At 47.5% G+C, this 22124-nt stretch carries 27 protein-coding genes; 22 read left to right on the top strand and 5 right to left on the bottom strand.

Features of this window, described 5'->3' with window-relative positions; genetic code table 11:
- Window positions 1-89 precede the first annotated feature (89 nt).
- Both MKY92_RS08415 and MKY92_RS08420 read left to right on the top strand, forming a co-directional pair.
- On the top strand, window positions 90-632 hold the full coding sequence (locus MKY92_RS08415) for a hypothetical protein (RefSeq protein WP_339300191.1): 543 nt from the start codon (window positions 90-92) through the stop codon (window positions 630-632).
- Between the two features lie 178 nt (window positions 633-810).
- Window positions 811-1419 (top strand): DUF1349 domain-containing protein, encoded by a 609-nt coding sequence (locus tag MKY92_RS08420; protein WP_339300193.1) that lies wholly within the window; start codon window positions 811-813, stop codon window positions 1417-1419.
- Between the two features lie 26 nt (window positions 1420-1445).
- Here the strand turns inward: MKY92_RS08420 and MKY92_RS08425 are convergent, their stop codons facing one another.
- Together MKY92_RS08425 and MKY92_RS08430 are read right to left on the bottom strand one after the other, a co-directional pair.
- Complete coding sequence (locus MKY92_RS08425; RefSeq protein ID WP_339300194.1) at window positions 1446-2552, bottom strand: MFS transporter; 1107 nt, start codon at window positions 2550-2552, stop codon at window positions 1446-1448.
- Window positions 2553-2640: 88 nt separating this feature from the next.
- A complete protein-coding gene (locus MKY92_RS08430) occupies window positions 2641-3171 on the bottom strand; it encodes a TetR/AcrR family transcriptional regulator (RefSeq protein WP_339300196.1) in 531 nt (176 codons plus the stop codon).
- Between the two features lie 202 nt (window positions 3172-3373).
- On the opposite strand from MKY92_RS08430, the gene MKY92_RS08435 reads away from it, so the two are divergent.
- From MKY92_RS08435 to MKY92_RS08445, 3 genes are all read left to right on the top strand, one after another.
- A complete protein-coding gene (locus MKY92_RS08435; protein WP_339300198.1) occupies window positions 3374-4219 on the top strand; it encodes an AraC family transcriptional regulator in 846 nt (281 codons plus the stop codon).
- 214 nt (window positions 4220-4433) lie between these two features.
- Window positions 4434-4985 (top strand): nucleotidyltransferase family protein, encoded by a 552-nt coding sequence (locus tag MKY92_RS08440; RefSeq protein WP_339300200.1) that lies wholly within the window; start codon window positions 4434-4436, stop codon window positions 4983-4985.
- Between the two features lie 50 nt (window positions 4986-5035).
- Window positions 5036-5770: a YdcF family protein gene (locus MKY92_RS08445; RefSeq protein ID WP_339300202.1), complete on the top strand. Its 735-nt coding sequence runs from the start codon at window positions 5036-5038 to the stop codon at window positions 5768-5770.
- A 100-nt stretch (window positions 5771-5870) separates the two neighbouring features.
- Here the strand turns inward: MKY92_RS08445 and MKY92_RS08450 are convergent, their stop codons facing one another.
- Both MKY92_RS08450 and MKY92_RS08455 read right to left on the bottom strand, forming a co-directional pair.
- Window positions 5871-7223, bottom strand: a complete 1353-nt coding sequence (locus MKY92_RS08450; RefSeq protein WP_339300203.1) for a M56 family metallopeptidase — start codon at window positions 7221-7223, stop codon at window positions 5871-5873.
- 6 nt (window positions 7224-7229) lie between these two features.
- Window positions 7230-7604, bottom strand: a complete 375-nt coding sequence (locus MKY92_RS08455; protein ID WP_339300205.1) for a BlaI/MecI/CopY family transcriptional regulator — start codon at window positions 7602-7604, stop codon at window positions 7230-7232.
- 167 nt (window positions 7605-7771) lie between these two features.
- On the opposite strand from MKY92_RS08455, the gene MKY92_RS08460 reads away from it, so the two are divergent.
- The 17 genes from MKY92_RS08460 (at window position 7772) to MKY92_RS08540 (ending at window position 21682) form a co-directional block, all read left to right on the top strand.
- On the top strand, window positions 7772-8293 hold the full coding sequence (locus MKY92_RS08460) for a hypothetical protein (protein ID WP_339300207.1): 522 nt from the start codon (window positions 7772-7774) through the stop codon (window positions 8291-8293).
- Between the two features lie 116 nt (window positions 8294-8409).
- Window positions 8410-9300, top strand: a complete 891-nt coding sequence (locus MKY92_RS08465; protein ID WP_339300209.1) for a TIGR01777 family oxidoreductase — start codon at window positions 8410-8412, stop codon at window positions 9298-9300.
- Window positions 9301-9803: 503 nt separating this feature from the next.
- A complete protein-coding gene (locus MKY92_RS08470; protein ID WP_339300210.1) occupies window positions 9804-10805 on the top strand; it encodes a beta-ketoacyl-ACP synthase III in 1002 nt (333 codons plus the stop codon).
- The gene (locus MKY92_RS08475; RefSeq protein WP_339300212.1) at window positions 10795-12087 is read left to right on the top strand and encodes an ATP-grasp domain-containing protein; all 1293 of its coding nucleotides are present in this window, start codon (window positions 10795-10797) and stop codon (window positions 12085-12087) included. Before MKY92_RS08470 ends, MKY92_RS08475 begins: the two co-directional genes overlap by 11 nt.
- Window positions 12084-13079: an NAD-dependent epimerase/dehydratase family protein gene (locus MKY92_RS08480; protein ID WP_339300213.1), complete on the top strand. Its 996-nt coding sequence runs from the start codon at window positions 12084-12086 to the stop codon at window positions 13077-13079. Before MKY92_RS08475 ends, MKY92_RS08480 begins: the two co-directional genes overlap by 4 nt.
- Window positions 13073-13933, top strand: coding sequence for an MBL fold metallo-hydrolase (locus MKY92_RS08485; protein WP_339300214.1), 861 nt, complete (start codon window positions 13073-13075; stop codon window positions 13931-13933). The genes MKY92_RS08480 and MKY92_RS08485 overlap by 7 nt, the downstream gene beginning before the upstream one ends.
- Window positions 13930-15258 (top strand): F390 synthetase-related protein, encoded by a 1329-nt coding sequence (locus MKY92_RS08490; protein ID WP_339300215.1) that lies wholly within the window; start codon window positions 13930-13932, stop codon window positions 15256-15258. Before MKY92_RS08485 ends, MKY92_RS08490 begins: the two co-directional genes overlap by 4 nt.
- Window positions 15259-15327: 69 nt before the next feature.
- Complete coding sequence (locus MKY92_RS08495) at window positions 15328-16248, top strand: SDR family oxidoreductase (protein ID WP_339300217.1); 921 nt, start codon at window positions 15328-15330, stop codon at window positions 16246-16248.
- A 214-nt stretch (window positions 16249-16462) separates the two neighbouring features.
- Window positions 16463-17044 carry a DJ-1/PfpI family protein gene (locus tag MKY92_RS08500; protein ID WP_339300218.1) on the top strand — a complete coding sequence of 194 codons (582 nt, stop codon included), beginning with the start codon at window positions 16463-16465 and terminating at the stop codon, window positions 17042-17044.
- Window positions 17041-17619, top strand: a complete 579-nt coding sequence (locus MKY92_RS08505) for a GNAT family N-acetyltransferase (protein WP_339300220.1) — start codon at window positions 17041-17043, stop codon at window positions 17617-17619. Before MKY92_RS08500 ends, MKY92_RS08505 begins: the two co-directional genes overlap by 4 nt.
- A complete protein-coding gene (locus MKY92_RS08510; RefSeq protein WP_339300221.1) occupies window positions 17616-18500 on the top strand; it encodes a serine/threonine protein kinase in 885 nt (294 codons plus the stop codon). The genes MKY92_RS08505 and MKY92_RS08510 overlap by 4 nt, the downstream gene beginning before the upstream one ends.
- A gap of 89 nt (window positions 18501-18589) precedes the next feature.
- Complete coding sequence (locus MKY92_RS08515; RefSeq protein ID WP_339300223.1) at window positions 18590-18715, top strand: hypothetical protein; 126 nt, start codon at window positions 18590-18592, stop codon at window positions 18713-18715.
- 2 nt (window positions 18716-18717) lie between these two features.
- Window positions 18718-19434: a GNAT family N-acetyltransferase gene (locus MKY92_RS08520; RefSeq protein ID WP_339300225.1), complete on the top strand. Its 717-nt coding sequence runs from the start codon at window positions 18718-18720 to the stop codon at window positions 19432-19434.
- The gene (locus MKY92_RS08525; protein ID WP_339300226.1) at window positions 19434-19622 is read left to right on the top strand and encodes a hypothetical protein; all 189 of its coding nucleotides are present in this window, start codon (window positions 19434-19436) and stop codon (window positions 19620-19622) included. The genes MKY92_RS08520 and MKY92_RS08525 overlap by 1 nt, the downstream gene beginning before the upstream one ends.
- A 67-nt stretch (window positions 19623-19689) precedes the next feature.
- A complete protein-coding gene (locus tag MKY92_RS08530; protein WP_339300227.1) occupies window positions 19690-20076 on the top strand; it encodes a hypothetical protein in 387 nt (128 codons plus the stop codon).
- A gap of 247 nt (window positions 20077-20323) precedes the next feature.
- Entirely contained in the window at window positions 20324-21106 is a 783-nt protein-coding gene (murI, locus tag MKY92_RS08535; protein WP_339300228.1) for a glutamate racemase, read from the top strand.
- 24 nt (window positions 21107-21130) lie between these two features.
- Window positions 21131-21682: a histidine phosphatase family protein gene (locus tag MKY92_RS08540; protein ID WP_339300229.1), complete on the top strand. Its 552-nt coding sequence runs from the start codon at window positions 21131-21133 to the stop codon at window positions 21680-21682.
- 68 nt (window positions 21683-21750) lie between these two features.
- Here MKY92_RS08540 and MKY92_RS08545 read toward each other — a convergent pair whose 3' ends face one another.
- Window positions 21751-22113, bottom strand: a complete 363-nt coding sequence (locus tag MKY92_RS08545; RefSeq protein ID WP_339300231.1) for a DUF423 domain-containing protein — start codon at window positions 22111-22113, stop codon at window positions 21751-21753.
- Between the last annotated feature and the right edge of the window lie 11 nt (window positions 22114-22124).

Raw genomic sequence — 22124 nt, forward strand, 5'->3', positions numbered from 1 at the left:
TAAAATTACCTTATTAATAATAAAGAGTGACGATTTCTATCAACTGATTTCGAAAGTCCAATTCTATCCTGTGCAAAGGAGGAGAATGTATGAACGACTGGAATGCCTATCATTATTTTGAACAAAGTCTTGGTCCTTTCAGAAATCTCTCCAGCCTGTCTGCGGATGAAGCAGAAACAGTTACCCAGAAGATTCGTCTTCAGGGACGGAACTTTGCAAGTCGGCGACCCGCAGATTACATGACAATTCGCAGAACACTTGAACAAAGGGCTTATGAGCAGTTTGTTGCCAAAGGTGGGATGCCGGTACAATCATATCCCCATTATATGACGCTCGGTGCATGCGAGTGGCTGTTGTCCTGGTATTCAGAACCCGATCATGTAATCATTCCGTGGGTTGACCTTCCAGTTGAAGTTGTGAGTTTTACCTACGGGGACTTGTTTCCAACAATGAGGTTTGACGATGCTAAACCTTATCGTAAGCAGATCTATACCAAGGATGAAATCATGGAAGTTATTCAGTTCTATGGTTGGCCTCAGGAATGGAACCGTAAAGGTGATAAGGGGCCGGAACGATATATTGAGGTACAGGTCTGGGACGAACGTATTATCCAACCGTGCACACGTGACTGAGCTCGTTATGAAGATTTTTGATTTTATTATCGATCGCAAGAAGTGATCATGCGGAGATATCAGTGTACGATATCGAGGGTGGGATATTTGAGTAAAACCTACAGGATTAACCATCGTACATATCGAATACAAATAGAGAAATTAGAAAACTTATACTCCAACACAAAGGGTGTGCCACATGACGAATCTATTCGAACATTGTTCAGGTCAAACATTATCCGCTAACCTGGGATGGCTGAACGAGCCAACAGATTGGTCCATTGAAGACGGCAAAGTAACGATAACCGTTTCGCCGATCAGTGACTTTTTCATTGATCCGGGAGGTGAGCCGGTGAAAGCTTCAGCTCCATTTTTACATACGATAGTCAAGGGAGATTTCAGCATCGTCACTCAAGTACAGGTGGATATGAAAGAACAGTATGATTCGGGCTGCCTGATGGTGAGGGTGGACGATACGAATTGGGCTAAAGTCTGCTTTGAGTATTTTGAAGAACAGCCGTCTATTCTTAGTGTTGTTACTCGTGTTAACTCGGATGATTGTGTATCAGCACCTGTAGACGTTAATAAGCCTTATTTACGTGTAGCCCGGGCAGGCAACAGCTTTGCTTTCCATTATTCTCAAGATGGAGAGAAGTGGAAGCTGGTTCGTTATTTCGGACTCGACTGCCCGGAAGAGATCAAAGTTGGCATTGTGGCCCAATCCCCCATTGGGCAAGGGACCACGGTTACTTTTACAGACGTACAGCTTCAGCATGGAGTGACCGGAAGTGTTCGCCGGGTAAAATAACAGGGATCAGAAGGTTGTTCTGTCATTTATTTCACCCGAATTAACAATCCAAACAGGCCGAGTACAGCAAAGGCCAGAAATGCCGTTGTATTGGAAAACACTTCGATCGTATAACCTGCCATGGATGAGCCAAGGAATTGTCCAATACCCAGCGCGAGAAAGGCAAGGCTAATTCCGATGGACACATTTGGACTGAATAGTCTCGTCGCCCAAACAATAAATACACTGGTCAGGAAAATATACGTGCTGCCAAATATGATCGCAGAGATGAGACTTGCAGTCATGGATGGAAGAAGGATTACCCCCAGTGAGATCGCCAATAAAAGTATGCCCATTCGGTAGGACCACCCAATCTCGAACCGTTCAATAATGCGACCGGCGCATCCACCGAGTATCCCCATAACCCCCATCACAATCCAGAACAACACGGCTTCCGAATCGGAGGCCCCTTTCTCGTCTGTGAGGAAGTTGCGGGCAAAGGTCCAGTAGATTGCAGAACTGAAACCTGTCAACAGACAAGCCATGAGCAGAGCGGATCCTGGTCTGGTTGGTTTCATACATGCCCAGAGAGACTTGGTACAAGGCAGTGTCTTCGTAGGTGGAATAACACGTCTGTTCCACAGCAGAACAACAACACCGATCACAGCAAACAGGATGTAGGTTAGACGCCAGTAATCCGTGAACAGCCAGTAAAGTGGACCTGATATTACAATCCCGAAGCTGGTCCCTGTGTTAATCCAGCTGTTGCCTCTTGCTTGTAGCTCGGGAGCAAGCTCGGCATTAACCGTGTTACCGAGGGCTGGAGAGGCCCAGCCTGTACTCAAACCTGCTAGAAATATACTAAATGTAAGAACCCATGCATTCTGAGCCAGGGCAATGCCGGTTAATCCGAGCACTGCGCTGATTCCTGCCAATTGAATGACATAATGATGTCCCTTGCGATTAATCAACAGTGGTGCAGTTAGAAGGGACAGACAGTAGGCAATATACGTTCCTGAGTTAATCGCGCCAGAGGCTGCATCATTTAATTGTAAAGCTTCCGAAATTTCCGGCATAAACAGTCCATAACCGAATCGCCCGAATGCATAACATACAGCGATTAGTGCAATGCCTGGAAAGATAATTTTTTTCATTTAATCCACCGCCTTTTAGATAGAACGATCATTATATTTCTTATGAAATAAAAAAGTGAGTTGAAATATTAACTCACCCGGAATAGCTTTATTTGAAACTGGTTTGCGTCATATGGATCAGTTCACGGCAGACGTCATTTACATTTTCTGTCTCAGCAAGTGCCGTGGAACCCTCCAGCAACAGGGAGAATCGCAATAGATCTCGATCACTTGCAGCAGGCGCCAATGTTTGGATTAACGTTCTCATATGTCTTTTATGGGCATTCACTGTCTGGACGATGATATGATCTGTATAACCTCCGAATTCTTCTTTGGCGCGTAGAAATAAGCACCCTCTTGATTCGTGTTCCTTCAGCCAGGTTGCATGTCCTTCAGCCAGATTGAAGAACATGGGTTGTGCTTTATTGTCTGCATATTGCCGGAGTTGTTCCAAATAACGCTGTTCGCGCCGCAGGAGAACCTGGACGATGAGATCATCCTTCGACTCAAAATGATTGTATAGCGTCATAATCGCGATCCCAGCATCCGTGATAATCCGCTTCAAACCGATGGAATGGAAACCGTGAAGGTAGAACAATTCTTCAGCCACGTTCAAAAGCATTTCCTTTTTGCTGCTCATGATCAGTGATACTCTCCCTTCAAAATAAGATAGAACGATCATTATACTCGTAGGCTATAGTAAATCGTTTACATTGTCAAATTCTGTGAGCAGGCGTTATATGAACTACGTCGTTGCACATTAACCGGACATATGAAAGCACAACATGACAGGTTGTTGGGTGGTTTATCCGTTATATTAGTCATCAAGGAGTGATTATTACATGAACTGGATCAACGCATTACAGGTCGCTATTCAATATATGGAAGACCACTTGCTCGAAAATATGACGATGGAGCAGATTGCAGCGCAGGCCCATATCTCTCCTTTTCACTTTCAACGTACCTTTGCCTTATTAACTGATGTTACTGTAGCTGAGTACATAAAACGCAGACGATTGACACTGGCGGCACATGAGCTTCTGCAAAGTGATCACAAAATCATTGATCTGGCGTTTAAATACGGTTACGACACACCGGAATCTTTCTCTAAAGCATTTCGTAGACAACATGGGATCGCACCCAGTGAGGCTCGTAAAAATAGTAACGCTGTCCAATCGTATAATCGTCTGGTGATTCAAGTGAGTCTACAAGGAGCAGAGCCGATGAAATATAAAATTGTTGAACATCCCGAATTTACGTTGGTCGGAGTAGAGCAAACTTTCTCATATTTAGATGGAGAACATCTGCAAGGCATCGGGAAGATGTGGCAGGAAGCGTGGACGAGTGGTACAGAGGATCGTTTGTTTGAACTGAACAATGGGGCTATTCCGGGGTTACTCGGTGTCGTTGTGGATCAGAGTGAAATTCAGGAGAAACAGATGCAGTACTGGATTGCTACGACTTACGATGGTAAAGTCCCGGAAGGATTATCAAGCTTCACCATGCCTGCTTCTAAATGGAGTGTATTTGAAGTAGAAGGCCCGATGCCCGAGAGTATGCAGCTTCTGTGGAAACGGATTATTTCGGAATGGTTTCCATCCAACCCTTATGAGCACGCATATATGCCGGAGCTGGAAGTATACCCGGGGCCCAATCAACCGCCACAAATCTGGATACCGATTAAATAAATTTTAACCGTTTCAAACTCGATCATTGTAGCCCATAAACACTCGGATAACCGAAGCTGTTTATGGGTTATTTGGTTGTGATTAATCAGAGGTTCGAAGTTGTACAGAGGATGTTCAAGCGTTGTTCATTTTATTGCAGCCAGGTAAACATGATATATTGGAATGAAGGTTAACAGCTATAAGAGGACAATGAGGTAAACTGCAGGAGGCAGATATGTTACATGAGGACTTATTCATTCAGACGATCATCAAACACGAGCAATTAATGCATGACCTGCGGAGAGTTCGTAGTCTCCATTTGCCTCAAAGTTACATAGGTGCAGGATATATTCGTAATTATATCTGGGATGTTCTGCATGGATATGATCTTCGTGAACTTCACAGCGATATTGATGTTGTCTATTATGATGCGCAAGACTTGCGTGAGGAGCGAGACATACAGCTCGAACAACAGCTTCGAGAGGAGACGGGCAATTCAAAGTGGTCGGTCAAAAATCAGGCGAGAATGCATCTGCGCAATGGCACAGCTCCTTATCATTCTACTGAAGATGCTCTTCGCTATTGGCCAGAAGTTGTGACTGCTATAGGCGTACAGTTGGATGAAGGGGACTGGGTGAACATCTGTGCTCCGCATGGTTTGGATGATCTGTATCATCTCGTAGTCCGCAAAAGTCCGTTCTTCACGGATGCTGACTATTATAATCAGAGAGTACAGGAGAAGTGCTGGCAGGAACAATGGCCGAAACTAACGATAATAACAGCTTGAATAATAAGTGATTTGCGGAATAGCGGGTATAAGAAGGAGTGTCTACAGATTTGATAAAAAAGTTCTTACAAAAAAATGGACTGATCATTGATCTTGTCCTGTTGGCATGTTTTGTGGCATTTCTGGCCTTCTGGGGCCAAAGGTTTGCAGTCATGTTATTCGGAATGATCACGGTGGCTTTTATCGTACTAAGACGGATTGACTATCAGAAGCATGTTATTCTGAAACGGATTATCCTTACCGGATTTGGCGTGGTTGCCGTCTCTTTTGTCATTATTGAAGCCCTTGTATTCACACAACTTGGTGCGAACGATCCGGAAGAAGCGGACTATGTCATTATTCTGGGTTCGGGCATCAGAGGAACGGAATTGTCATTGACCCTAAAACAAAGGTTAGATGCCAGTCTGGACTACATTCGCAGTCACCCTCAGACACCCGTCATTGTATCGGGTGGGCAGGGACCTGGAGAATCGATTCCTGAAGCGCTCGCCATGAAAAACTATCTGATTGAACAGGGGATTAGCCCTGCCCAAGTCATTATGGAAGATCGCTCCACAAGTACACAGGAGAATTTGGCCTTTTCCAAAAAAATCATTCTTGAATCCGGGTTAGAGCACCCCGAGATCATGATCGTCACCAGTGACTATCATATGTTTCGCTCCAAGTATATTGCTGCCAAGAACGGTTATGCGGCAGAATACGGCATATCGGCCCCGTCACCGGGTTATCTGAAACCCGTCAACATGATCCGTGAATATTTTGCTACGATCAAAACATTTATCTAATGCACATGACATAAAAGCGGAAACAGGACGAAGCTGGAGATCTATGATCTATGCTTCGTCCTGTTTGCATATAAGGATGCTATTGCTCCTTAACGATAGGTTATTTTTCTGAAGGAGCAGGTACAGTTACTGAAACCTTATCCCCAGGGAGAGCTACGATTTCGGGGGATTGGGTATTCGAAGGAACGGCTACGACTTCAGGAGATTCACCCTTAAAAGGAACAGTGACTGATTCTACAACTTTAGCCTCAGAAGGTTTAGTAGTAGAAGGTTCAGTAGCAGACGGAACTGGCACAGCTTCGGAAACTTCATCCTCAGGGAGAGCCACGATCTCAGGAGTTTCGGAAGTAGAAGGAGCAGTTACAGCTTCGGAAATTCCGACCTTGTTGGGAGAAGTTACGATTTCAGGAGATCCACCCGTAGAAGGAACAGGCACAGTTTCAGAAGCCTCAGCCTCTACTTTAACTGTGTGGTTTGATGCCCATACGGCGGTGGACGTACTTACGCCTGTAATAAGCAGTAGGGCTCCCATACTTAACATCCAATGTTTCTTTTTCAGTTTCTTTACATTAAACATAATCATCAATCTCCTTTTTAATTGTTCACCTTCACCCGATAGGGACGAACAAAATTGAGCAGGCATTTTCTTGGTTCCCGCCATCACATTTAAAATCGTCTCACCATATCGTCTCCGCTCTTCATGGGACATCTCTTTCACCACATCTTCATCACAGGCCAACTCGCTCCAAGTATGAATGTCCCGGCGAATCATATGAATCAGGGGATTGAACCAGTGCAGGGCACTAACCCCCAAGGTCATAGCTTTGACCCACAGATCTTTATGTTTTAGATGTACCAACTCATGATGAATTACCATGCTGATGTCCATTTTCACCGTATTTTCGGGTGGCAGATATATCGTGGGTTTAAACAAGCCGACCAGTATAGGGCTTCGTACTAGCGTGCTGTGAGCAAGCGTGATATTGCTTTTGAGACCCAAAGCCTCTTTGATTAATGGTAGCTGTATAGCTGCCTCACTATGACAGAGGACTGGGGTACGTGTACGAGATAATTCATTCATAAATCTTCGATAACAGTACACCTGCCATGCAGAAAAACCAATGACTCCAATGCCCCATACGCATAACAAGAACCAGGCTGTGGTTACCGAAATGGTTTGTTCCGGGATAAATGTTCCAGCAAGTAAGCCCGAAGCTGCTGTATTCTCCGTACCCGGTATAGTTGATGTCGTTTGGAATGCAATATCCAAAAGCCGCGAAAGGCCAAGAGATACCGGGAACAGATAAAACAAGAGAGCAAGTTTACCGAGTCTGTAGAGCCACTTGGTCGGAAAAACAGATACGGGTATAAGTCGTAGTGCCAAAATACAAACAGAAACGATACTTCCCGCCACGGTCAAGCTATACAGAATTTCAAAAAAGATGTTCATCATCTGCACCTACTTTTCCGAAAGCCATTTTTTCAGTTCTGAAATGTCATCGTCTGAAAGCTTGTCGCCATCATACATGGCCGAAACCAAATTCTTGACTGAACCTTGATAGAGTCCATCAAGAACATGCTGCGTTTCCTGTAGTTTGTAATCTTCGGGCTGTAGAAGAGGTGCATAATCATTGGTTCGTCCACGTCTCGTGACGGTAAGTGCGCCTTTATCCACCAACCGTGACAGAAAGGTAGACATGGTCTGCGCTTTCCACGCTTTCCCCTTCTCTGCAAATATGTCTAATAGTTCTGTCGAGGTGACTGGTGGGGCGCATGACCATATAACAACCATTAACTCCATTTCTGTTTCGGATAATTTTTGAATCTGGTTCACAGTGAACACTCCTTAACATCGTTATGCGTCCATAACGATCGTATTACTACACTACGTAGTACGTATAAACTACTACAACTTGTAGTGGATAGTCAAGTTATCCTGATAGATGCTTGCCAAACCATGTTATAATATAGGTCATTAATAGAAGAACGATGTAGGAGTGAATGATCATTACAGCATATCAATTACCTGCTCTCTATGAGCAGAAGCGAGTTTCAATGCACGAGATGGAAGAGATTGTACGCCTGTTGGCCCAGGCACCGCTATTATATGATGATGGACAGAGCATACAGGTTCAGGATTACATGGGAGGATTAGAGATCGAACTTGAGCATGAGGTACGTCGTGCAGTAACCGAGTTGTATGAACTGGCTGTTCAGGCCTGCCGCGCCTTCGCTGATCCATTGGCGTACGAACAACTTCAGGATGCGCTTGGGTTACAGGCTGAGTTATGGCAGGAGGAAGTGCTTACTCTTGCAAAGTGGATGGACTGGCTGAAGCAGATCAGCGAAGGAAAGAGAACACTGCCAGAGTACAACTTCACAGCGATGCTAGGGAACTTGCCGGACGGATTCATGATCCATGATTTTTATGATGAACTCCGATATCAGCTGGAACAAAACCCTGCAAACGCATGGGCTATCGAAGAGCGGGATCACTTGTACGCAGCCCTGGGTGCGAAATAAATCAAACCAACGGGTCACCGGCGGTGTTAATCTAATATCTGCATTTTGCATGCATAGAAGCATTCCAATCTATACCTTACGAATTCTTTACCCAGTATGGGAAATGAGGGGATACCGTGAAGAAGGTTGTATTAGCTGGTGGAACGGGATTTGTCGGACAGGATTTTGCCCAAAGGTTCAGAAAGCTGGGGTATGAGGTGATAATTATCTCGCGTCAGCCCGGTCATATTGCCTGGGAGGATCGTGCGGGAATCATAGAGGCACTGGAAGAAGCAGAATTGTTGATTAACCTGGCAGGTAAATCGGTGAACTGCCGTTATACGGATGAGAATCGCAAAGTCATTCTGGAATCCAGAACCCGTACCACGCGCATTCTCGGCGAAGCCGTTCTGGCTTGTAATCATCCTCCTGAACTATGGATTAATTCGAGTACAGCAACGATATACAGACATGCTGAAGATCGTCCCATGACGGAAAAAGAGGGCGAGATTGGCTCCGGATTCTCGGTCGACGTTGCCAAGGCATGGGAACAGGCTTTCTTTGAATTCAGTCTGCCGTCTACGCGTCAGATTGCACTGCGGATTGCGATTGTGCTGGGCGAGGGTGGCGTGATGGTGCCCATGACGAACCTCGTCCGTTTTGGACTGGGAGGATCTCAAGGCGCAGGAACACAGCAGTTCAGCTGGGTTCATATCGAGGATCTGTTTCGCATGGTAATCTATCTGCAAGAGCATCCACACTTGAATGGTGTGTTCAATGCTTCCTCTCCGCATCCGGTGACGAATCGGGAGCTAATGGCGCGTCTGAGAGAACAGATGGGTGTTCGGATCGGCCTGCCTTCTCCTCGCTGGATGCTTGAACTGGGTGCACGCTTTATTCAGACCGAGACGGAATTGGTTCTCAAAAGTCGTTGGGTGATTCCCGAGCGAATGGAGAGAGAAGGATTCACGTTCACATACGGTACACTAGATGCCGCTCTTGCCGAGATTTTGAATAAGAAGAAATGACCTTCATACAAAAGAAAACACAACAGGAAGGGCAGAGGCATCTGCCCTTTTGTTATATATGTTCAACTAAACATTTACACGATAACGGAGAGGACAGAAATAACTTGAAGAAGCGAAGCGTTCGCCTAAAAGCTTTCTGAAAGAAAGCTGCATCGGAAGCATAAGCTTATCCCCGGATTTTCCCTTTTTAAGAAGGGAATCAAAAAAATCTGGGGATAACAGCGATCGGAAGGTTGTCCTGTCATCGGAGTGTCAGTGTAAATACAATTCTAATTAGCTGAACTTATAGAGGTAGTTCAAAAAGTCCGCTTTTGATTACGAAGGATGCCTATCGGCATCATCAGCATCGAATATGGAATTCAGCCGAAATGTCCGTTGCTCACGTAGTTTTCCTACGCTCCGCTACTCCATTTCTAGCTTCATCCCATCTTCTCGGTACTGAAAACCGGTCTTTTTGAATACGAACTTATTATCAGTCAGATGAACAGAAAGAGGTTGGGGAAATGCAACTTAGAAGAGTTAGGATCGCAGGAACAGGGAAGTACCTGCCTGAACAGGAAGTCACCGATGAGGAACTGGATCGCCGCTTGGGCGTGCCTGAAGGATGGGTCAGCAAAGCCACAGGCGTAGGTGTACGCCATTATGCTTCGGGTGAAGAAACCTCCTCTTTCATGGGCGCGCGTGCTGCGGAAGCTGCACTGGCGGATGCAGGACTTCAATTCGGGGATATCGACTGTCTGGTGTGTACCAGTGGCACGAAGGAACAACCGTTGCCAAGTACGGCGGTGTTTATCCAGCAGGCCATGGGGCAGCAAGATTCAGGCGTACCTGCCTTTGATATGGATGCAACCTGCCTGAGTTTCCTGAACGGACTCGATGTGATCTCCTATATGGTAGATGCCGGACGTTACCGGCGAGTACTGCTCGTAGCCACCGAGATTGCCTCAGCTGGACTGAATTGGTCGGATAAAGAAAGTGCGGCCCTGTTCGGAGATGGAGCGGCCGCTGTTATTATTGAGCGTTCGCCTGAAGGGTCCTCCTCTCAGATCGTCCATGCTTCCCTTCGAACCTACAGCCGAGGTGCTCGCTTCTCCGAGATTGCAGGTGGAGGTACACGGATGCATGCTTCGAATTATAAGGCAGATCAGCCTGAGCCCTATCTTTTTCATATGGATGGACAGGCCATCTTCCGCATGGCTTCCAGACTTCTGCCCGGATTTATCGGCGATATATTGCAGGCGACGGGGAATCAGATGGAGGATTTCCAATTGGTTATTCCCCATCAGGGGAGTGCGATGGCGATGAGACTGATTCGCAAGAAGCTGGGCATTGCTGAAGATCGATTTATGGATATCACACGAAATCACGGCAATACAATTGCGGCATCGATCCCGATGGGGCTACATGAAGCGATTAAGCAGCAGAGAATCCAGCGGGGGGATCGGGTGCTGATGATTGGCACGGCCGCCGGATTATCATTGGGAGGACTCATTTTTGACTATTAGATCTGGGGAAACCGGACATCGTACATCTGCTTCCCTCCGTGTGCTGCTTACAGGCGGAAGGGCTCCCGTAACGCTCGATCTGGCACGCATGCTTCATCGGGCAGGCCATCGGGTCTATGTTGCGGAGAGTGCCGTACGGCATCTGACCAGATTATCTCGTGCAGTGGAACAGTGTGCTGTGGTCCCATCGCCACGTCATGAGACACATGCTTATCTGGCGGAGCTGGAACGGTTGGCACAGGATTGGCAGATTGACCTGTTGATTCCGATGTGTGAAGAAGTCTTCTATGTTGCTCAAGGGGCAGACAGACTGCGTGCATATTGCCGTGTTCTGGTTTCTACACTGGAGCAGCTGCATGAGCTGCATCATAAATATAACTTTATCCAGCTTGCAGGGGCACTCGGTCTTTCGGTTCCAGATACACGCCTGATCAACAGTCGGCAGGAATGGATGGAAGCTCAGTCTGTTCTGGGAAAAGTAGGAGATTGGGTGTGGAAACCGGTGTATTCCCGCTTCGCAGCCAAAGTTCGCATGCCAACACTCATGACCGATAACGCTGGGGTAGGGACGGATCAGGAAAGAAACGGAAGCAAAAAGAAACGTCGACATTTCCGTAACGATCCTCCGGACGAGGTAGCATTATCATCTGTTTCACCTTGGGTTGCACAGGCATACATTCCCGGTCAGATGTTATGTACATACAGCATAGCGCATGAAGGACAACTGGTTGCACATGCCACTTACGACAGCCACTATCGTACAGGTAGCGTGGGAGCCAGTGTTTTTTTTGAACAGGTGGAACATGAAGGTGCCCTTGCGTGGGTGAGACAATTTGTTGGGGCAACGGGTTTTAGTGGACAGATTGGGTTTGATTTTATAGAAGGTTCGGATGGGCAGGTATACGCAATTGAGTGTAATCCGAGGGCAACGAGTGGGATTCATCTGTTTCACCCTGGAGATGACTTGGTGCGTGCACTGACTGAACCGGAGACGTTGATAAAAGAAAGAAAAATGATCACGCCCGCACGGAGCAGCAAAGCCATGCTCATGCTTCCCATGCTGGGAAGCGGGGTGCAGCAGATCTTTGGCAAAGGGAAGCTCCGTGCATGGATATCTGCGTGGCGTGGAACCAGGGATGTGGTCTATGTAGGGCAGGATATCCAGCCTGTATTTGAACAATTCGGAGTGGTGCTAGCCGCATGGCGTCTGGCAAGATCGCAGAAGTGCTCGCTGACTGAAGCTTTGACTCATGACATAGAATGGAACGGTGAACAACAATGAATAGAGCATTGGTTACAGGTGCTACGGGATGTCTGGGTAGGCACCTCGCGATACGACTTGCCAAAGAGGGCTGGGAAGTAACTGGCATGGGACGACAGCCGAAGGTTGGTGCAGCACTTGAATCAGCAGGAATTCGATTCCTGAGTGGAGATATACGGGATGAGGGAGTAGTAAACGAAGCGTGTGCAGGACAGGATATGGTGTTTCACTGTGCGGCACTATCATCGCCATGGGGTAAATATCGTGACTTTTATAGCAGTAATGTAGAAGGCACACAAAACCTCATGGATGGCTGCCTGCATAATAAAGTACAGCGATTCATACATGTCTCGACTCCAAGTATATATTTTAACTACATACCACGATATAACGTACATGAGAATGACCCGTTGCCATCCAAACCAGCCAATCATTATGCAGCCACGAAGCTTCTCGCTGAGCAGGTTGTAATGGAGGGGCATGCGAAGGGGCTTCCGTCGATCATCATTCGACCACGAGCTATCTTTGGTCCGTATGATCAGACGTTATTTCCCAGAATTGTTGCAGCGAATGCGAAGTCGGGGGTGCCCATGATCGGTGATGGACAGGCATTAATCGATCTGACATGTGTGGATAATGTGGTGGATGCCCTATTATTGTGCCGCGATGCCTCTACAGAAGCACTTGGTAGAGCCTACAATATCTCCAATGGCGATCCAAGGGCGTTCAGTGAGTTGGTGAGCAGCCTGTTTGGCATGCTGGATATGCCCTTGCGTTGTCGAAACATTCCTTATCGGATGGCATATGGTGTGGCAGCGTTGCTAGAGCGAGTTCATGGCTATATTCCTGCGTTGGGTGAACCTGCGTTGACACGGTATACAGTCGGCTCCTTATCTATTCCACAGACATTGGATATTACGGATGCAAGGGAGCAATTGGGGTACGTCCCTCAGGTGTCCATTGAAGAGGGATTACAACAATTTGCAGACTGGTGGAGGGCAGAATCATGCTGACGACAACTCCAGTAGAACTATATTTGGGTGCGGCGGGTTACTGTACACATCCAGAGTTTCTGACGATGCGCGGTGGTCGGTTGAGCCCAGTGCCTTTCCCGGCAGGATTTGCCTGCATCATTCATCCCGTACATGGACCGATCCTGCTGGATACGGGATATAGTTCCCGCTTTTTTGAGGAAACGGCTCATTTGCCTAACGCACTGTATCGTCATATTACACCTGTGGTCTATCGTGAAGAGGATAGTGCCGTTCATTTTTTGGCTGGAATCGGACTGAAAGCTTCGGATATTCGATATATCATTCTCTCACATTTTCACGGTGATCATATCGCGGGTGTACGAGATTTCCCGGAGGCACAATTCATCTATCTGCCAAGAGCTTATGATGCTGTGCGCTCACTCGGTTCAATTGCGGCTGTGAAGGCAGGTTTTCTTGCGGGGCTGTTGCCCGAGGATTTTATGGCCAGATCATGGCCTGTTACGCGTCAGCCTGAGCGATGGACGAGAGCGGGGAAAGAGTTCCCTTTTGATGAAGTCTATGACATCTTTGGCGATGGCAGTCTGCTGGGGGTGGATGTATCCGGTCATGCGGAAGGCATGATGGGACTCCTGCTGCGTACAGAAGAACATGACTATTTTCTGTGCGCGGACGCGGTGTGGTCGAGTCGGGCTTTTCGTGAACAGCGCAGACCGAATATTCTTGCTGGAATCATTATGTCGAATCGACAGGAATACCACCGTAATTTTGACAAGCTGGTTCAGCTGCATCAGCAATTCCCCCACATTCGGATTGTGCCGAGTCATTGTCGAGATGTACTGGACGCTTGGGGTGCAGGAGGGCTGAAACGATGAGCAATACCTTTCGTATTGTGGTTCATTATGCTCTCGCACGTGGGCTGCGAACATGGAAAACGCGAGAACAACTGGAGCGCTGGCAAGAGCGCAGGGTTATTCGGCATGTCCATCAGGTCCGTGCCCGATCTCCGTTTTACCGGAAGTGGTGGGGTGACGTGGACGCATCCGACTGGAGAAGATTTCGGTTGATTGACAAATCGATCATGATGGAACATTTCGATACACTGAACACGGTGGGCATTACCAAAGTTGAAGCGCTGGCTCTTGCAGGTGAAAGTGAAGAAACACGTGATTTCAAACCTTCCATTCAAGGCGTGACGGTTGGACTGTCTTCGGGCACGTCAGGGAACCGGGGGATATTTCTGGTGAGTGATCGGGAGCAGGATGCGTGGACGGGTACGGTGCTGGCCAAGTTGCTGCCTGGTGGACTGTGGAAACCTGCGAAGATTGCGTTTTTCCTGCGGGCCAACAGTAATCTGTATGAATCGGTGCAGCGTGGCAAATTGCAGTTTCAGTACTTTGATCTGCTGGAACGTGTGGAGACCTTGGTGAATCGGCTGGAAACCTACCAACCTACTGTATGGGTAGCTCCTCCATCCATGCTGCGTCTGTTGGCGGACGCCTATGTGGCAGGCCACCTGACCGCTGTACCGGATAAAATCATCTCGGTTGCCGAGGTGCTGGACCCCCTGGATCGCAAGGTGCTGGAGCAGGTCTTCGGACAGACTGTTCATCAAGTCTATCAATGTACAGAAGGATTTCTAGGTGCGACCTGTCGCTACGGCACACTGCATTTGAATGAAGACATCGTGCATATTGAAAAAGAGTACATTGATCCAGCCACCCGGCGGTTTGTGCCCATTATTACGGACTTCTCCAGAACATCACAGCCGATTATCCGATATCGGTTGAATGATATTCTGACCGAGTCGGCGCTGCCATGTGCCTGTGGTTCCCCGTTTACTGCCATTGAGCGGATTGAAGGCCGCTGTGATGACACGCTTTATTTTACACAACTACATACGGGTGAGTCGGTACCTGTCTTTCCAGATTTCGTTACCCGCTCGGTCATTGCGGCTTCGCCGGATATTGAACATTATCGTGTGGTGCAGCAAGGGGACGGAACAATGGAAGTATCTCTTCGGCTTGGCGGGAGCGCGGTGCTGGAGCAGGTCGAGACGGATGTACGGGGTGAACTGATGAAGCTGGGAGAGCGGCTTGAATGCACATTACCTGAGATCCGATTTGTACCGTATACGTTTGAACAGGGACTTACGAAGCTGCGTAGGGTGGAGAGACGGCATAATGAAGTGGCGGATTAAGCAGCAGGGGCCGTGCAGTATAGGTAGGAACGGGAAGTAAGTAATTTACCGAGGAAAGAAGGACACACCGTGACAGCAGATGAACACTTAACAGAGGACGGGCAGGGACGCATTAACACGGGTCATGATGCAGTGAAGAAGACAAAGGAGAGAGCGAACACCCCGGTGGCCTTAATTACGGGTACATCCAGTGGTTTTGGTATGCTTACCGCAATCACCCTTGCCAAGCAGGGGTATCGCGTTGTTGCTACAATGCGTGATCTGAGTCGAAGAGAAGAATTGGTGAAACTGGCTGAACAGGCGGGGTTAGCTGAACGTTTGCAATATGTGCAACTGGATGTGACCGATGCTGAATCGGTGCAGGAAGCTGTGGGGTCCGTACTTCTTAATAATGGCCGAATCGACATGCTGGTGAACAATGCAGGATTTGCGGTGGGCGGGTTCATTGAGGAAGTATTGATGGAGGATTGGCGGCGCCAGATGGAAACGAATCTATTTGGATTAATCGCCGTGACACGTGCGGTCCTGCCTGTAATGCGTGAACAGAAGCAGGGGTTGATTATTAACTTGTCCAGCGTAAGTGGGTTGTCCGGTTTTCCGGGGTATGCGCCCTATGCTGCCTCCAAATTCGCTGTGGAGGGATTCACGGAAAGTCTGCGACATGAGATGTCTTCGTTTGGCGTTCGCGTGGTATTGGTAGAACCAGGTGCTTATCGCACGCCGATCTGGAATAAAGGTTTGGGTGAGATTCACAGAAACGAGGACTCTCCATATAAACATAAGCTGGATGCGGTTCTTCGTTATTCCCAACATGCAAGCGAGACAGCGCCTGATCCACAGGAAGTGGCAGATCTGATCGGCCGAATTGCGCGGATACGTGCACCAAGACTTCGATATGCGCTCGGAAAGGGTTCGCGTGTGCTGATCATAGGCAAAGCGGTGCTACCCTGGAAGTGGCTGGAGAGGATTATCGCCCGTGGTTTAAAATAGAGATTAGGCAGTAGCTAAAATTGTACAGTTTTCAGACGGGAGGGGTTAGTCATATTTGAACTCATCGTCATTATTTTACTTCTTGCGATTGTGGGTCTGCTCTTTCATATCAATAGCAAGCTACCAGCGCGTGACCGGGTGAAGGAAGCAATGGAACGGGATCGGAATCAGAAACATAATCAGAATGCTCCAAATTAAAACGCGGAGGTTACCAATGAAAATGGCATTCGTTTTGTTTGATGGACTGACTTTTCTTGATTTTGCAGGGTTTTATGATGTGGTCAATCGGTTGAATTTCTTTGAACCTACCAAAGGAACGACGTGGGAAACTTGTGCAATGACAGATCAGGTCACGGATGAGTCTGGTCTAACGTTGAAGGTGGATCGAGTGAAGCCTGACCTATCGGAATATGATCTCGTGTTTATCCCCGGAGGCATGGGAACGCGCAAGCTTCGATATGACGAGGCCTTTGTAGGTTGGCTGAAACAGGCTGAGTCTGTGCCTTTGAAGGTTTCGGTGTGCACAGGCTCTCTGCTGCTGGGTGCAGCTGGTTTTTTATCTGGCAAAAAAGCAACAACACATCCCCGTGCATATAATTTGCTTGAGCCATATGTCACTGAGGTGATTCAGAAGCGGATTGTAAAAGATGGAAATGTAATTACTGCCGGTGGTGTAGCTACATCTATTGATCTGGGGATTTATGTTGTTGGGTTGCTTGCAGGACAGGAAGCGGCAGCGAATGTAAAACTTCAGATCGATTATCCTTATGAGATGCAGGGAGTGGTCGAAGAATGAATGAAGGCCGAAAGCAAGAGACCTATACCATTCGCAATATTCAGCGGGATGAAGCAGACCTCTACTGGCCTTTGCGACTGGAAGCACTGAAAACACATCCTGAAGCCTTCGGGGCTTCGTTCGAGTTGTCCATCCAACTCCCCATGAGTGAAGTGCAGGAGCGCATACATAATGAACCGGATGATTATATTCTGGGAGCATACACAACAGAAGGAACACTGGCGGGAATGATGGGTTTCAAAAGGGAACATGGCCTAAAGCTCAGGCACAAAGGCATGATCTGGGGCGTCTATGTTGCTCCGCCATATCGGGGAAGTGGGCTGGCTTCGCGTTTGCTCCGCGAGGTGCTGGATCGGGGAAGACATCTGGAAGGTATCAAGCAGATTAATCTGAGTGTAGTGACAACAAATGAATCAGCCCGACGTTTATACGAGCGATATGGATTTGAAGTTTATGGCATCGAGCGTAACGCACTGGAAGTCCATGGTCAGGGATATGATGAGGCGCATATGAATTACTTTTATACGGAGCATTCAACATTGAATGAAAATATCACAGCAGGAGGGGTTCTATGACAGATCATATTGAACTTGAGATCGACGGTGTTTCCTTTGTCTTAAAAGAGTCTCATTCTTTCGATTGGTTACAGCCCTTGGGTAAGGTTTTTCGCGTATTCGATCAGCAGGATTCAGGGAATCTCTCTTTTGGTATTGTGCAAAGGGATGGAAAGCGATTGTTCGTTAAATATGCGGGAGCACATACGATTCATGCGAATCATACGGGAAGTCCCCCGGAAGCCATTCGTAATCTGAAATCATCTGTTTCCGTATACGAAGATTTGGCGCATGACACGTTGATTCGACTAACGGATCATTTTGCAACGGATGAGGGTTATGCCTGTGTATTCGACTGGGTGGATGGGGAGTGTCTGCACTCCCATTGGTATTTCCCACCTCCGGCCAAGTATGAAGATCCGCGTTCGCCCTATTATCGGTTCAGACAGCTTCCAGTGGAGACACGCATTCGAGCGATGGAGGAGATTCTGGATTTTCATATCGAGGTGGAACGAAGAGGTTATGTGGCTGTAGATCTGTATGATGGCAGTCTGATCTATGACTTTGACAGAAACTTTATGAAAATTTGTGATATCGACTTGTATCGGAAGGGCTCTTTTACCAATACCATGGGGCGAATGTGGGGATCTTCCCGTTTTATGTCTCCCGAAGAGTTTGAGCTAGGCGCGCCCATAGATGTGGTTACCAATGTATTCAACATGGGGGCAACGGCTTTTGCGTTGCTTGGCGGGGAGAAAGATCGTTCCTATGAGAGATGGGATGCCGGAGAAGCATTGTATCAGGTTGTGATACGTGCAGTCAGTGCTGATCGGTCCCAGCGGTACGCAACGATTGCGGAACTTGGTGAGGCCTGGGAACAAGCTACCGTGCAAGGTCAATGAGTGGAGCGGTGTAATTTTCGCAAATATGCAAAATCAAGTCGTATCCGCACTGAAAATCCCGTATAATGGAAATTAATGAGGAGGTGCAGATGATGTGCAGATATGCCATGTCAGGACCATACAAGGACATCTATGCCTGTTTCATTTGTTTGGAGCAGAAGGAAGCTGGTAAAGGCAGTGAAGGCAAACGATTATTGCAAAGGTTAACTTCGTAGTTATGGTTCCAAAATCTAACCTGTCGCCTATGGCAATGTTGAAAATACAGGTGAGCACGTTATATATAATCAATGAGCAGCAGCGTCTATTAAGCATTAACGAGCCGGGTGGTGGACAGGCTCCAGCCCTTTTTATCGGCATGACTTCTGCCGGTTCACTGATCTATTACCATGAGCAGTTCCCGCCTGATCTAATGGATGAGTTGAGTAAGGATTGCGAGCTTCCATTGGATATTCCGAAACTGATTCGAAAGGTGGAAACCTTTGAGCCAGTTAACCATGTGTGGATGGGACCCGTCTATGCTTTTCCTGAGATATCTGATGAGTGGAATCAGAAGGTTCAGTTGATTGGTCAGGAGCAACGTTATTTGTTGGCAGAGCATTTCTCTGAATTAACAGATCATTTGCATGAAAAAAGCCCTGTTGCCGCTTATGTTATTGGTGATTCTGCTGTGGCAGTGTGCTGCTCCGCAAGGGTTTCCCTTCATGGTGCAGAGGCGAGCCTGTATACGGCACCCGGTTATAGAGGACATGGATATGCAGCGGAAACGGTAAAGTGCTGGCAGTATTATGTCAAGGAGCGTGGACGCATGCCAATCTACAGTACATCTTGGGATAATCTCGCTTCACAGCATGTTGCCCGTAAACTCGGATTAATCCAGTTCGGTGTGGATTTCAGTATCACAACTGTGGATTTGAGGAAGGACTGTGATGTCTGATGATCCGCACTTTCGTACAAAAGGATCTGCAGTATGTCATTGAAGCACATATCCGAATCTATCGAAACGAGTATAATTATGATCATAGCTTTGCTGAATTTATCACCAACGCGGTGAATTCGTTTGGTCGCAAGCAACTTTTGTCAGGTCAGGAGCTTACCGAAGAACAATGGGAACTTATTATGTAGTTGGCCGAGGGCTTGAGCATGAAAGCCGAATCCGTAGTGTTAACTCGTTGTTGAAAGGAGTGGTACAGTGAATCGCAGAAGACTGATTCTGGGTTTGTTATCCGTATGCACAGCATTGACGGTAGCAGCATGTTCGAGTCGGACAGAAGAACAAGCACTATCAGCAACAATTGAAAGTAACCTGCAGCAGATGGTTAGCGACCCTGTCCTTCTGACCAGTAGTAATCCCAATGATTATATTGCGGGTAACCGTGAGGCTTACGAGGACATCCTGCATACGGGTGAGGCCGGACTGCTTCTCCTGTTACAGCAACTCGAATCCAGTCCAGATAATGGTCTCAAGGAATGGATCATGGCTCAGGCAAGTACTGAACTGCTTGGAGAGCATAACCCTGTAGAGGCGTGGCATAGTGGCAAGGACTGGCTCAGACAGTATAAAATGAACGTAGAATAATGGCTTATCTTCTCTATAGTACCTGACTTAGCGGAAGTAATGGAGGGGGCGGAATCGATTCTGAAGAAGCGATAGCGTTCGCCTTTGTCAGCGATCAGAAGAACGATCCGTAACCGGAATGGTTCCCGCCAGTCGTCAAGCACTGTAGTGTGTGATGAGCCGGAAGTACAAACCTCACCTCCAGTCAGCATGAGCAGCATTGAGAGGTTCTTGGAACCCGAAAGAATACATTATAGAGGTGAAATCCTTGAATAAGAAAATTGCTTTTTTTGATTCAGGCATCGGTGGTTTAACCGTTTTGCATCAGGCATTACAACAGTTTCCGGAAGAAAAATTCCTGTATTACGCGGATACCCTGCATGTCCCATATGGAACGAAGTCTGCGGATGAGGTTAGAGGACATATTTTTGATTGTGTAGAAGCCATCGTTCAGGAGGATGTTCAAGCAATCGTGATTGCTTGTAATACAGCAACAAGTCTGGCTGTGAAGGATCTGCGCGCCAAGTACGATATCCCGATCATTGGCATGGAGCCTGCGGTCAAACCAGCCGTGGAGATGAATCGTGATAGTGGGAAGAGAGTGCTTGTATTTGCCACGGCCCTCACCTTGAGCCAAACCAAGTATAACGAACTGGTATCACGTGTTGATGATCACCACAGTGTGGATTCCATTGCGCTACCGGAACTTGTGGAATGGTGTGAACAGCTGGATTTTGATCCGGGCAAAATCGCTGATTATTTCCGCTTCAAGCTGGCAGATCTCGATCTTCATGGGTATGGCACAGTGGTGCTTGGTTGCACGCATTATCCATTCTATACGTCCATTCTGCGCACGGTTCTGCCCGATCATATACAGATTATTGATGGCAGTACAGGCACAGTGAACCATCTGAAGCAGCGGCTTGGACTGGTGGCTCAACATGGAGACAGAACAGGGGATCAGGTCACTTTCCTCAGTTCATCAGGCAGACCGGAAGAGCAGGAGAAGATGTACAATGCACTTCAATATCTTGAGATGAACTCCAAGTAGGTTACGCCATAGGAGGTGATAGCTATGCAGTCCATTTATCTTATCCGTCACGCTAAGGCCACAGGGCAGGAACCCCATGCAGAGCTTACAGATGAAGGGATCAGGCAGGCTGAAAAACTTGCAGATCTCTTGGCTCATCATTCCATAACGTATATTGTCTCCAGTCCATGGAAAAGGGCCGTTCAGACGGCTATGCCACTGGGCATAGCAACGCTGCAACATATACATACGGATGAACGTCTCCAGGAGAGGGTACTTAGCTCTCTTGATCTGCCTAACTGGATGGATGTACTGAAACGTACATACGATGATGTGGATTGGATGGAAGAAGGCGGGGAATCTTCGAGAAACGCGGCTGCAAGGGGGCTGGCACTACTGGAAGAGTTGTGGAGCAGACCGGAACAGCACGGGGCCGTGGTTACACATGGGAACTTGTTATCACTGCTTATTCGTGAGTATAAACCATCCTTTGGTTATGAAGAGTGGACCAAACTGTCTAACCCGGATGTGTATGTGCTGGAGAGACAACGACCGGATGCAGGGCTGTCCACCATTCGAAGAATCTGGACAGATTAAACAGCAAAAGAGTGCTCCAGCGATATTATATCAGCCAGAACACTCTTTTCGTTTATCCACGGGGCATATTACAATGCAGCAATCATGATCATAACCCATCCAGCCAAAAATGCGACTCCGCCAAGTGGGGTAACGGCTCCCAATCTGCGAACACCCGTTACACTTAAAACGTACAGGCTGCCAGAGAACAGGATAATCCCGGCGAACATCAGCCATCCGGCAAGCATGACGAGTGAAGAGGATTCATGACGGTCTGCCAGCAGTCCGATCAGGATGATGCCAAGTCCGTGGATGAGGTGATATTGAACACCGGTTTCATAGATTTTGATCATGTCAGCGGATAGTTTGCGCTTGAGCGCGTGTGCGCCAAAAGCACCCAATGCAACAGCCAGGAACATCATAATACTGCCGAGTATAATCAGGGTTTGCAATGTGTTTTTCT

This window comes from Paenibacillus sp. FSL R5-0623, from assembly GCF_037974265.1.
In the GTDB taxonomy this organism is placed as follows: domain Bacteria; phylum Bacillota; class Bacilli; order Paenibacillales; family Paenibacillaceae; genus Paenibacillus.